This is a genomic window from Mycobacterium sp. 852014-52144_SCH5372336, assembly GCF_001665615.1.
GTDB lineage: Bacteria > Actinomycetota > Actinomycetes > Mycobacteriales > Mycobacteriaceae > Mycobacterium > Mycobacterium neumannii_A.
In genome coordinates, this window is record NZ_LZSW01000006.1 from 83,445 (window position 1) to 95,270 (window position 11,826).

An 11,826-nucleotide genomic window follows, 5' to 3' on the forward strand; every position below is an offset into this window, starting at 1 on the left:
TCTTAATGGCGGAACTGGAACGGCACTCCTACGACGTCGTCGTGATCGGCGCCGGCGGTGCGGGTTTACGCGCGGTCATCGAGGCCCGCGAACGCGGCCTGAAGGTCGCGGTGATCACGAAGTCGTTGTTCGGCAAGGCCCATACGGTGATGGCCGAGGGCGGCTGCGCCGCGGCGATGGGCAACGCGAACCCGAAGGACAACTGGCAGGTCCACTTCAAGGACACCATGCGCGGCGGGAAGTTCCTCAACAACTGGCGCATGGCCGAGTTGCACGCCAAGGAAGCCCCGGACCGGGTGTGGGAGCTGGAGACCTACGGCGCGCTCTTCGACCGCACCAAGGACGGAAAGATCAGCCAGCGCAACTTCGGTGGGCACACCTATCCGCGGCTGGCGCACGTCGGTGACCGCACCGGCCTGGAGATCATCCGCACCCTGCAGCAGAAGATCGTTTCGTTGCAGCAGGAAGACAAAGAGGAGTTCGGCGACTACGAGGCGCGCATTCGGGTCTTCCACGAGTGCACGGTCACCGACCTCATCAAGGACGGCGATCGGATCGCGGGCGCGTTCGGCTACTACCGCGAAGGCGGCAATTTCGTCCTGTTCGAGACGCCGGCAGTGGTGTTGGCGACCGGTGGAATCGGCAAGTCCTACAAGGTGACGTCGAACTCATGGGAGTACACCGGCGACGGCCACGCGCTGGCACTGCGGGCGGGCGCGACTCTGATCAACATGGAGTTCGTCCAGTTCCACCCCACCGGCATGGTCTGGCCGCCCAGCGTCAAGGGCATCCTCGTCACCGAGGGTGTGCGCGGCGACGGCGGAGTGCTGAAGAACTCCGATGGCAAGCGCTTCATGTTCGACTACATCCCGGCGGTGTTCAAAGGCCAGTACGCCGAGAGCATGGAGGAAGCCGACCAGTGGCTCAAGGACAACGACTCCGCGCGGCGCACCCCTGACCTGCTGCCCCGCGACGAGGTGGCCCGTGCGATCAACTCCGAGGTGAAGGCCGAGCGCGGCACCCCGCACGGCGGCGTCTACCTCGACATCGCGTCGCGGCTGCCGGCCGAGGAGATCAAGCGGCGGCTGCCGTCGATGTACCACCAGTTCATGGAGCTGGCCGAGGTCGACATCACCAAAGAGCCCATGGAAGTCGGGCCGACGTGCCACTACGTCATGGGCGGCATCGAGGTCGACCCGGACACGGGTGCGGCCAAGACGCCGGGACTGTTCGCCGCGGGTGAGTGTTCGGGCGGCATGCACGGCTCGAACCGGCTGGGTGGCAACTCGCTGTCGGACCTGTTGGTGTTCGGCAGGCGCGCCGGCATGGGCGCGGCCGACTACGTGCGCGCGCTCGGTGAGCGCCCGACGGTATCCGACGCGGCGGTCGAGGAATCGACCAAGTTGGCGCTGCATCCGTTCGAGGGCCCGTCCAACGGTGACAACGCCGAGAACCCGTACACCCTGCAGCTGGACCTGCAGGACACGATGAACAGCCTGGTCGGCATCATCCGTAAATCCGACGAGATCACCGAGGCCATCGACAAGCTCAAGGAGCTGCGCGAGCGGTACAAGCGGGTCCGGGTCGAGGGTGGCCGACATTTCAACCCGGGTTGGCACCTGGCCATCGACCTGCGCAACATGATCCTGGTCAGCGAGTGCATCGCCAAGGCCGCGCTGGAGCGCACCGAAAGCCGCGGCGGGCACACCCGCGACGACTATCCGTCGATGGAATCCGAGTGGCGCAAGACGCTGCTGGTGTGCCGCGCCGAAGGTGAGACCGTGGTTCCCGACATCGACATCACCAGGCAGGACCAGGTGCCGATGCGCGACGACCTGCTGGAGCTGATCGACATCGAAGAGTTGGAGAAGTACTTCACCCCCGAAGAACTCGCCAACCACTCGTCTAGGAGAGACGCATGAGCTACCAGGCAAAGATGCGAGTGTGGCGTGGCGACGACAACGCCGGCGCGCTGCAGGACTACTCGGTTGAGGTCAACGAGGGTGAGGTCGTGCTCGACATCATCCACCGGCTGCAGCAGACCCAGACCGGCGACCTGGCCGTGCGCTGGAACTGCAAGGCAGGCAAGTGCGGATCCTGCTCGGCGGAGATCAACGGCAGGCCCCGTCTGCTGTGCATGACGCGGATGTCGACCTTCGCCGAGAACGAGGTCATCACCGTGACTCCCCTGCGCACCTTTCCGGTGATCCGCGATCTGGTGACCGACGTGTCGTTCAACTATCAGAAGGCCAGGGAGATCCCGGCGTTCACGCCGCCGAAGGACCTGCAGCCCGGCGAATACCGAATGGCGCAGGAGGACGTCAACCGGTCACAGGAGTTCCGCAAGTGCATCGAGTGCTTCCTGTGCCAGAACGTCTGCCACGTGATCCGCGATCACGAGGAGAACAAAGAGGCGTTCGCCGGCCCGCGGTACCTGATGCGCCAGGCCGAACTCGACATGCATCCGCTCGACGTGCACGAGCGGCGCGCCGAGGACGCACAGGAAGTGCATGGTCTGGGCTATTGCAACATCACCAAGTGCTGCACCGAGGTCTGCCCCGAACACATCAAGATCACCGACAATGCGCTGATCCCGATGAAGGAGCGGGCCGCCGACCGCAAGTACGACCCGGTGGTGTGGCTCGGCGACAAGCTTTTCCGGCGACGGTAGGAGCCGGAACGAACAGCTTGAGCCGGCGACGGTAGGAGCCGGGAACTTCACTGACGGGTTGATCGCATGCACGAGGTGCGTGCGATCAACCTGTTAAGGCTCTCCGCCGTGCGGCGGGGCGTCGGCAGGAGCCGTTGACGGGCACGATTCCGCAGGTACCCTGCGGGTAGCGGCCAATCAACGACGAAAGGTTGCATCGTGGCACTTCGACACCCGCATAGCATCAACGACATTCGCACCGCGATCCGCGAGCTCAGCACCCGCGCGGTCCTCGCCCGCAAGGAAGGCCGAGCCGCCGACGCCGACGAGCTGGAGCGACGGGTGGCCGGGTATCGCGAGGAGCTCAGCGCGCGGCCCTGATCCGACGGCTTTGGTGCATCACCGATCGCTGAGCGACCGGTAGTGCACCCAGATCAGCCGTTGCCGAGGCGACGGAACGTACTGCGGTGGAACACGATCGGCGCGATGTCGGCATGCACCGTGATGTCGCAGACCCGAAGGATCACGATCGTGTGATCGCCGGCAGGGACGAGTTGCTCGATCACGCTTTCCATCCATACCGCGGTGCCGTCGATGAAGACCGCGCCGGATTGTCGCGACACGGTGTGCAGGCCGGCGAAACGATCACCGGTCTTGGCGGCCAGCGTCCGCGCGGCTTCGTCGTGTGCCTCGCCGAGCACACTGATCCCCAGTGACGGGACTTCCTTGAGCCTGGGCCAGGTCTCCGAGGTGTTCTGGACGCAGAACGACACCAGCGGCGGGTCGAGCGAGACCGGAACGAACGTGCTCGCGGCCAGTCCGATACGGGTGCCTTCCATCTCCGCGGCGATCGCGATGACACCGGACGGGAAGTGCCCGAACGCTTCGCGAAGCGTCGCCGGGCTCAGATCAGTTGCGCTCATAACCCGTCCATCTTCACACGCGACCGCACGCGGCGGCCACGTCCGGCCCGCTGACCGGACCGCGATACGTCGTGGACGCGGCACCCGGTGAGGGTCGGAATCGTCGTGAACACAACCGGTAACGTGACGCCCATGCTCGAGCCGCCCGCGGATGACCGGTAGGCCCGGGGACCGACGAAACATATGTGGATTCCGCTTCTGGTGATGGCCGTTGCGGTCAGCCTGGAGCCGTTTCGGGTCGGCATGACGGTCCTGATGCTCAACCGCCCGCACCCGACCCGCCAGTTACTGGCCTTCCTCGCCGGGGGTTTCGCGATGGGCACGGCCGTGGGCGTCGTCGTGTTGTTCGTGCTGCGCCCCGCGCTGGGGTCGGCTCGCTTCACCTTGCCCATGGTGCAGATCGTGGTCGGCGCGGTCCTGCTGCTGAACGCGGCGCTGGTGGTCACGGGTGTGTGGGCACGCGGCCGCGACGTGGCGGCGCTTGCCGAGGCCAGGGCCGGACCGCTCGCCGGCCGGGCGCGCCGAGTGCTCGAGGGCCGGTCGCTGTGGACGGCGGGAGTCGCCGGTCTTGGCATCGCGCTGCCGTCCGTCGACTACCTCGCCGCGCTGGCGCTGATCGTCGCTTCCGGCGCAGCCACCGCGATTCAGTTGGGCGCCCTGATGCTGTTCAACCTGGTGGCGTTCGCGCTCGTCGAGATCCCGCTGCTGTGCTACCTGGTGGCTCCGGACCGCACCCGCGCCGCATTGTCAACGCTGTACGACTGGCTGCGCTCACAAGGCCGTCGCGGAGTCGGCGCACTGCTCGCCGTGATCGGCTGCGCGCTGCTTGCGGTCGGGTTCGCCGGCCTCTGAGACACCAGCGCCGTCAGCCCTGGGGCGGGTTGTTCAACACGTACTGCATCCCGGCCAGCAGCTGCGAGACCGGGTCGGCACCGCCACCGAACGCGGCCTGGGTCGCGGGTGCGGTGACCTCGGCGGGGTCGTAGCCGTTGACCGGGTCGACGGTGATCGGCGCGGTGAGCGGGTTGTCATGACGCGAGTAACCCGCGTCGACGTAGGGCTTGAGCACCGCGTCGAGTTTGATCAGCGTCTCCTGGTCAACACCGAGGTACTTGAACGGAAGCACCAGCGGCAGATGCTCCTCCGGGATCATGAACGTCGTGGTCTTCGCGCCGCGGGAGTTGACGGTCGTCCGGATGTTCTGCGGCGGCACCATGCTCGGATCGGTGAACGCGACCGCGGTGTGACCGGTGGCCAATCCGACGATCGCGTTGGCCACGGAGATCCAGTTGTCCGGGCGATCGGGCCAGTCGGCGATGCTGTCGTACGCGGAGATGAACTGATAAGTGTCGTATTGGCTTTCGACCGGCGGCGGGATGCGGTAGTCGAGCGACGGCACAACGCTGCCGACGGGGAACATCTGGGTCAGAAAGCTTTCGCCGAAGGCGTGCCGAGCCACCGGGTCCCCGTACATCGCGAAGCTCAGCTCGTTCGGCGGCGGGGCGGCGGGGTCGTATGCCAACCTCGCCTGCACGTCGTTGAGCACCATCGCACCCTCAGACAGACCGATCGCGGTTCCGCGCCCGCCCGCCTTGATGGCGTCGATGAGGTTCGGCGCGCCGACGTCGACCGATTCGCCGACGCTGGGCCCGTCGAGCCCGAGTCCGGGCACGTAGCGATCCCCCAACGCGCCGATACCGGGGAACAACCGCTCCAGTGTGTGCCCCTGCACCTGTCCGGCGGGGTAGTCGACGATCTGCCTGTCCAATCCCGGGAACCAGTCGGCGCCGGTACGCATGATGTATTCGTCGTACGGGATACCCAGCACATGAGCACCGCCCATCGCGTACGCGCGACCGGGCGTGCCCAGAGGCGGTGCACCGTCGCCCGACGGGCCGGGCCGCGGAGGCGGCTCGTCGGCCACCGCGATCCCCACACCCAAACAGCTTGCGCCACCGAGTGTTGCCACGGCGGCGCCGATTGCGAGAAACCGCTTCATCTCACGTCCAATCGTGTGAACCGGCCCTGTTGATATCGCTCGACGCAGGCGGCGCGCCGGATCTTGCCGCTCGTCGTCGTGGGAATCGAACCGGCGGAAACCAGCACCACATCCTCGACGCTGAGGCCGTGCGCATTGGAAATCGCCGCCGTGACATCGCTTTTCAGCGTCTCGAACCGCTCCTCCACACCTTCGGCCGAACCGGTCGGCTCCTTCAGTTCGATGACGGTGACCAGCCTCTCGCCACCGTCCGCCGACACCGCGATCGCCGCGACCCGACCGCGGGTGATCTCCTGCACCGTCGCCTCGATGTCCTCGGGGTAGTGGTTACGGCCGCGGATGATCAGCAGATCTTTGATGCGGCCGACGATGAACAACTCGCCACCGTAGACGAATCCGAGGTCGCCGGTGGCCAGCCACGGCCCCTCCGGAGTACCGGCGGACGGATCGACAAGCGTTGCACCGAAACAACTCTGGTCGTCCGGCGGCCTTCGCCAGTAGCCGGCCGCGACGTTCTCGCCGTGCACCCAGATCTCGCCGACCGTGTCGGGCGTGCACTCTCGGCGGGTTCCGCTGTCGACGATGCGCACCAACGGTGACTGCGGCACCCGATACCTGACCAGTTTCGCGCCCTTCCCGGCCGCGCAGGGCCGGACGCGGCGGGCGCCCAGTTCCTCAGCGTCGAAGCCGACCGCGGCCGACGACTCGTCCCAGGTTCCCGCTGCGACGAAGACCGTCGCCTCGGCCAAACCGTACGCGGGGCGCAGCATATGGTCGCGAAAATTGAAGTGCGCGAACCGGTCGACGAAACGTTCCAAGGTGGCCGGCTCAACACGTTCAGCGCCGTTGATGATGCCCAGTACCCCGCCGAGGTCGAGTCCCGCCAGGTCGGCATCGGTGGTCTTGCGGGCGGCCAGGTCGAACGCGAAGTTGGGTGCCCCCGAGAACGCGTGCGGGTTCTCGGCCAACGCCCGTACCCACCGGGACGGCTTCTCCAGGAACGCGGTCGGGTGCGTCAGTGCGGCGGAACGGCCGCTGAGGATCGGCAAGCCGACGCCCAGCATCAGTCCCATGTCGTGGTAAAAGGGCAGCCACGACACGAATGTGGCGTCCGGCGGCAGGGGCGACTGCGCGAAGAACTCGCGCATCAGCTGCTCGAAGTTGACCGTCAGGTTGCGGTGCGAGATCTCTGCTCCCGTAGGCGATCTCGTCGATCCGGAACTGTATTGCAGGTACGCGATGTTCGGCAGCTCACCCGGTTCCAGCCCGCTGGGCCCCTCGGCGTCGAGGTCCAGCGAGTCGACCTCGACCAGCTTCGGCACCATGTCCAGCGGCGATCGATCGATGAAGTCACCGACGTCACTCGCAGCGACCGACGTCGTGAGGACGACGGCGGGCGCAGTGTCAGCGAGCACCGCACTCACCCGGTCATGCCCAGAACCGGGGTGCGGCAGCGGCAGCGGGACCGCGATGAACCCCGCCTGCATCGATCCCAGGAACGCCAGGATGTACTCCAGGCCCTGTGGGGCAAGGATCACCGCCCTGTCGCCGACCGACCCGTGCCGCCGCAGTTCGTGCGCGACGTTCACGACGCGCCGCGTCAGTTGCGACCAGGTGAGGGTTTCACGCACACCTGCGGGGTCGCGCGAGTATTCGGTGAAGGTGAAGGCGACGTCGTCGGGACGCAGGCTCGCACGCCCGTGCAGCATCGACAGAATCGAGGAATCGGACGGTGTCACGAGATATCCGTATCAGCTCGGGGGGACGACAACGCGAGGGTGCGCGGCGGCGGGGGTTGTGTCGGCCACCAGTTCGCCCGCCCTATAAGCGTGGCGACGGCCGGGACGGTGATGGTGCGAACCACGAACGTGTCCAACAGGATTCCGACTCCGATGACGAATCCGCCTTGGATCACGATACCGATGCTGGAGAACAGCAGGCCGGCCATCGAGGCGGCGAAGATCAGCCCGGCCGCGGTGATGACGCCGCCCGTCGAGCCCAGGGTCCGGATCACGCCGTACCGCACGCTGCTCGGCGACTCGTCGCGCAACCGGGATACGAACAACATGTTGTAGTCGGCGCCCACCGCGACCAGCACCACGAACGCCAACGGCGGCACGCTCCAATGCAATTCCTGCCCGAGGAGCACCTGGAACGCGAGCACCCCGATACCGATCGCCGCGAAGTACGACACCACCACCGACCCGACCAGGTATAGCGGCGCGATGACCGCGCGCAGCAACACCATCAACGTCAACAGCACGACGATCACGGTCGCGGCGATGATGAACCGGATGTCCTGCTGGTAGTAGTCGCGCGTATCGCGCAGCGCGGCGGGAAAACCGCCCATCGAGATCGTGGCGTCGGCCAACGCCGTGTTCGGTTGGGCTCCGCGGGCGATGTCGTGGATCTGGTTCACCTGGTCCATCGCCTCGGGGCTGAACGGGTTGAGCTCGGTCTGGACCAGGTATCGCACGGACCGTCCGTCCGGCGAAATGTAGGCGGCGGCCGCCTTTTTGAAATCGGGCAGGTTGAGCACTTCCGGCGGGATGTTGAACCCGGCCTGTGACGGGTCGGCGGCGTTGCTGCGCATCGTCAACAGGAAGGTCGACGCCTCGTTCAGTCCGGCCGCGATCACCTTGACCTGTTTGACGAGTTCGTCCACGCCGCCCGCGACTTCCCGGCTCCCGGTGGCGAGGCGGTTCGCGCCGCGCTGCAGTTCGGTCATGCTGCGCTGCGCGCCGCCGGGTTGGTCCAATCCCATCGTGTTGACCGCCTTGGCGACGTTGGCCATCGCGGCGTTGAGCTTGCTGACCGCCTCGTTCAGGGTCTGGCGGTCCTCGACACCCTGGAGTTCCTGGGCCAGGCCGTTGATTTCGTCGAGGCTCCCGTCGTCTCGTGCGGCGACGAGCCGTTGGAACTGCATGCGGGTGTCGACACAGGAGGGGTTGGCGTCGCACACCGCGTTGCCCTGCAGCGCGGTCAGTACCGGGCCGATCCAGGCGAACAGGTCCTTGACCGCCCGGAAGTTCACACCCATGGAGTTGCCGAGCGCGTTGATGCTCGCGACCAACTTGGCCGTGGTTTCGACGTCGCGCACCAACTTGTCGCCGCCGTATTCGGTGCGCACCGAGGAGAACGTGTCGACGAGATTCTGGATGCTCGGCGCGATCGCGTTGATCTGGGTTCGCACGTCGGCCAGGCTGTCGGCGAGCGTGTCGGCCCCGTCGGTGAGCCGGTTGAGATCACCGGTGCGCTGACCGATCTGAGCCGACCCGTCCGCCAGCCGGTCGCCCACGATGCCCGCCTGGAAAGTCGCCCGGAACTCCATCGGCACTTCACCGAGCGGACGGGTGATACCGCTGACGAGCCCCACGTCGGGCAATTGCGCAATGCGCGACGCCATCTGCTCGAGGTCGGCAAGCGCCCGCGGCGACCGAAGATCGTGTGGCGACTGGATCAGAATGTATTCGGGGATGGACTGGTTGATCGGGAAGTGCCGTTCCAGCGCGGCGTACCCGACCGAACTCGGCGCCGAGGCGGGAACCACCTTGCGGTCGTCGTAGTTGTAGTCGGCGAATACCGCGATGCCTGCCAGCAGGCCCAGCACGAGCAGGCTGGCGACCAGGTGGGGCACCGGCCGGCGCACGATGCGGACACCGGAGCGCCGCCAGAACGGGGCGGTCAGTTCGCTCCGGGGCTTGACCCAGCCGCGGGGCCCGGCCAGCACGAGGATCGCCGGGAGCAGAGTCACGCCCGCGAGGTAGGCGATGCCGATCCCGATCGCCGCCGACACTCCGACGGTCTTGAAGACGCCCATCTGCGCGAAGCTCAGCATCAAAAACGTCAGGCCCACCGTCGCAGCCGACGCGGTGATGACCTTGCCGATCGAGGCCATCGCCGCCCTAACCGCCTGCTCGTAATCGCCGCCCGAACGCAGGTAGTCGTGGTAGCGGCTGATCAGGAACACCGCGTAATCCGTTCCGGCGCCCGCCATGATCGCGCTGAGGAACACGATGGACTGGTTGGAGACGCCGGCCCCGGTCAGCTCCGAGAAACCCGCGACGACGGCTTGGGCCAGCAACAGCGACGATCCGATCGTCACCAGAGGCAGCAGCATCGTGACCACGTTGCGGTACACGAGCAGCAGCACACCCAGAACCAGGACGGCGATCGCGATCTCGATCGGCAGGCGATCCTGTTCGCCCTCGACGGTGAGGTCGGCGACGGTGGCGGCCGGCCCGGTCACATATGCGGTGACGGCGCTGCCCGCGACGTTCTGCTCGATCAGGTCCGCCACCCGGTTGAAGGAGTCGAACGCCCGCGGCGTGCCCAACTCCCCCTCGAGGCTGACCGGCAGCACCCACGTCGTCTTGTCTTCACTGGTCAGGAATGGCCGAAGCTGTGGCGTGGCGACGAAGTCCTGCACCGACACCACGTCGGTGACGTTGTCGCGCAACGCGTCGACGAGCTTGCGGTAGGTGGCCTCGTCCGCGGGCGTCAGCCCGTTCTCGTTGATGAGCGCCACCAACAGGAGGTCGTCGTTGGCGGTCTCGCCGAACGCCTCGGCCATCTTCGCAGCGGTGACGGCCGACGGCGCGTCGGCGGGCAGGATTGCCAGCGGATGCTTCTGGGCCATCTCGCCCAGCGACGGGACCGTCAGCGGCAGCGCGATGACCATCGCGGCCCAGATGCCGATGACCATCCAGGGCCACCGCACCACGAAATCGGCTAGCCGCCGCATACAGTCCTCATCTCGACCCGCCCCACGCTATGCGACGCGCCCCCACTGCCCGGTGTCGGCGACCAGCGCGGACACCGACCTCATCGTGTTCATGTACCGGGCCACGGATTTTTTGGCCACGGCATTGTCGGGATGCATGATCGCCATCACCGTGCCCTCGCCGTAGCGGAAAATGTAGACGGTCAGCTGATAGGAGAATCTGCCGTCGGGGTAAATCCCGATGTTGTCGGCGAGCCCCATATCCGCGGCCGCCAGAACGGCATTCAGTGGTGCGGCGCCGGCGTGAAAGAAATTCGAGACGGGGAAATTCGGTTGCGGCCAATTCAGCCACGGCGCCAATTCCAGCACGCGGTAGAACGGCACCTTGGCCATGTTCAGATTCGCATCGAATGAGTTCTGCGCGGACCACGCCGCCTCGGCGAACGAGGCGGCCCCGACCGGCACCGTGATGGGGATCAGCCCGGTGAACCAGCCCTGTGTCATGAAGTTGTCGGTGGCCGCGCGGGAGTCCCGCGGGGTGAGGCCGTAGTAGGTCAGCGCACCGGTCAACTCGTGCTCGACCTGGGCGAGGCAGGCGAACAGTCCGCCGACAAAGCGCGCGCCCGCCGCCGCGCATGCGGCTTCGAAGCGTTCGGTCTGCGCGGGGTTCATCAGGACTTCCGACGTCATGTCGCTGCTGGTGGCCTCCCGCGGATTGCCCAGCGGCAACGGGAATTCGGGAAAACCGCCGTCGTTGCTTTCTGCGAATTCGACCCATGCCCGCACTTCGGGTGAATCCACGGTCAGTGCCGATGTGCGCTCACGCTCGCGGATGCAGAATTCGTCGAAGCTCCCCGGCTCGGGCAACGCCAGAGGCGCCCCGCCTCCGCTCAGCGCCGAATACATTCCGTTGGCTTCCAACATGGTCGTGCCGATCAATGTGGCGTCGCCGTGGATATGGTCCATCGCCGCGAAAAACGTGAAGTGGTCTTCGTGCTGGATGATCCCGAAGGTGAAACATGCCCATTCCAACGGGCTCGGTATGTCGACGACGTGAGCGCGGATGTCGTCGACCGTCATCACGCCGTGGTCGATCGGCACGAACTCGATGACGGCCGGATCGTCGAGGGCATGGCGGACGAACTCGCCGTCGGGGGTGTGTTCGAACCAGCTGCGGAACGTGTCGTGGCGGCGCAGGTAGGCGTTCACCGCCTGATCCATGGCGGCGATGTCGCAGTGGCCTGCTACCTCGCAGCTCGCGATGATCTGTCGCGAGAAGTTGAGCCCCGCCGATGTCCGCTCGCAGTAGTTCCGGAGGTGCTGGCGCTGCATGTAACTGACCGGCACCGCGCTGACCGGCGCTTGCCGCGCCGTCTCGACGGCCGCTGGGGTTGGGCGCCATGAGGTGACGGAGCCGGATTTGAGCGACCATTCATCGAGTGCGCCAACCGTGATCTTGCCGATGCGCAAACCGAATTCCTCCAAGCCCTGCCGACTTCGGGCGGCACCACTCCTGCGGATCCCGGGAGCG

Annotated in this window: 9 protein-coding genes; 4 read left to right on the top strand and 5 right to left on the bottom strand. The window is 66.4% G+C overall.

Annotated features, from left to right (window positions below; translation table 11 throughout):
- Window positions 1-5 precede the first annotated feature (5 nt).
- From A5759_RS01225 to A5759_RS26035, 3 genes are all read left to right on the top strand, one after another.
- Window positions 6-1,922 (top strand): fumarate reductase/succinate dehydrogenase flavoprotein subunit, encoded by a 1,917-nt coding sequence (locus A5759_RS01225; RefSeq protein ID WP_066848025.1) that lies wholly within the window; start codon window positions 6-8, stop codon window positions 1,920-1,922.
- The gene (locus tag A5759_RS01230; RefSeq protein WP_066848028.1) at window positions 1,919-2,671 is read left to right on the top strand and encodes a succinate dehydrogenase/fumarate reductase iron-sulfur subunit; all 753 of its coding nucleotides are present in this window, start codon (window positions 1,919-1,921) and stop codon (window positions 2,669-2,671) included. The genes A5759_RS01225 and A5759_RS01230 overlap by 4 nt, the downstream gene beginning before the upstream one ends.
- Window positions 2,672-2,869: 198 nt before the next feature.
- Window positions 2,870-3,031: a hypothetical protein gene (locus A5759_RS26035; protein WP_094292676.1), complete on the top strand. Its 162-nt coding sequence runs from the start codon at window positions 2,870-2,872 to the stop codon at window positions 3,029-3,031.
- A 53-nt stretch (window positions 3,032-3,084) separates the two neighbouring features.
- Here the strand turns inward: A5759_RS26035 and A5759_RS01235 are convergent, their stop codons facing one another.
- Window positions 3,085-3,573 carry a flavin reductase family protein gene (locus A5759_RS01235; RefSeq protein WP_068192861.1) on the bottom strand — a complete coding sequence of 163 codons (489 nt, stop codon included), beginning with the start codon at window positions 3,571-3,573 and terminating at the stop codon, window positions 3,085-3,087.
- A 183-nt stretch (window positions 3,574-3,756) separates the two neighbouring features.
- Between A5759_RS01235 and A5759_RS01240 the strand changes: the two genes are divergently transcribed.
- Complete coding sequence (locus A5759_RS01240; protein WP_068192862.1) at window positions 3,757-4,425, top strand: GAP family protein; 669 nt, start codon at window positions 3,757-3,759, stop codon at window positions 4,423-4,425.
- A gap of 13 nt (window positions 4,426-4,438) precedes the next feature.
- Here the strand turns inward: A5759_RS01240 and pe are convergent, their stop codons facing one another.
- Genes pe through A5759_RS01260 form a run of 4 tightly spaced genes read right to left on the bottom strand, consistent with a single transcriptional unit; the run spans window position 4,439 to window position 11,765 of the window.
- Window positions 4,439-5,572, bottom strand: a complete 1,134-nt coding sequence (pe, locus tag A5759_RS01245) for an acyltransferase PE (RefSeq protein WP_068192865.1) — start codon at window positions 5,570-5,572, stop codon at window positions 4,439-4,441.
- A complete protein-coding gene (locus A5759_RS01250) occupies window positions 5,569-7,281 on the bottom strand; it encodes an AMP-binding protein (protein WP_068192945.1) in 1,713 nt (570 codons plus the stop codon). Before A5759_RS01250 ends, pe begins: the two co-directional genes overlap by 4 nt.
- Window positions 7,282-7,307: 26 nt before the next feature.
- Window positions 7,308-10,316, bottom strand: coding sequence for an RND family transporter (locus tag A5759_RS01255; RefSeq protein WP_068192868.1), 3,009 nt, complete (start codon window positions 10,314-10,316; stop codon window positions 7,308-7,310).
- A 27-nt stretch (window positions 10,317-10,343) separates the two neighbouring features.
- Window positions 10,344-11,765 carry a condensation domain-containing protein gene (locus tag A5759_RS01260; protein ID WP_068192949.1) on the bottom strand — a complete coding sequence of 474 codons (1,422 nt, stop codon included), beginning with the start codon at window positions 11,763-11,765 and terminating at the stop codon, window positions 10,344-10,346.
- Window positions 11,766-11,826: the final 61 nt, after the last annotated feature.

What these genes read in the sequence shown, in the direction of transcription:
- A5759_RS01240 (WP_068192862.1), top strand. Translation starts at nt 3,757, where the DNA reads ATGTGGATTCCGCTTCTGGTGATGGCCGTTGCGGTCAGCCTGGAGCCG.
- A5759_RS01235 (WP_068192861.1), bottom strand. Translation starts at nt 3,573, where the DNA reads ATGAGCGCAACTGATCTGAGCCCGGCGACGCTTCGCGAAGCGTTCGGG.
- A5759_RS01225 (WP_066848025.1), top strand. Translation starts at nt 6, where the DNA reads ATGGCGGAACTGGAACGGCACTCCTACGACGTCGTCGTGATCGGCGCC.
- A5759_RS01230 (WP_066848028.1), top strand. Translation starts at nt 1,919, where the DNA reads ATGAGCTACCAGGCAAAGATGCGAGTGTGGCGTGGCGACGACAACGCC.
- A5759_RS01250 (WP_068192945.1), bottom strand. Translation starts at nt 7,281, where the DNA reads ATGCTGCACGGGCGTGCGAGCCTGCGTCCCGACGACGTCGCCTTCACC.
- pe (WP_068192865.1), bottom strand. Translation starts at nt 5,572, where the DNA reads ATGAAGCGGTTTCTCGCAATCGGCGCCGCCGTGGCAACACTCGGTGGC.
- A5759_RS01255 (WP_068192868.1), bottom strand. Translation starts at nt 10,316, where the DNA reads ATGCGGCGGCTAGCCGATTTCGTGGTGCGGTGGCCCTGGATGGTCATC.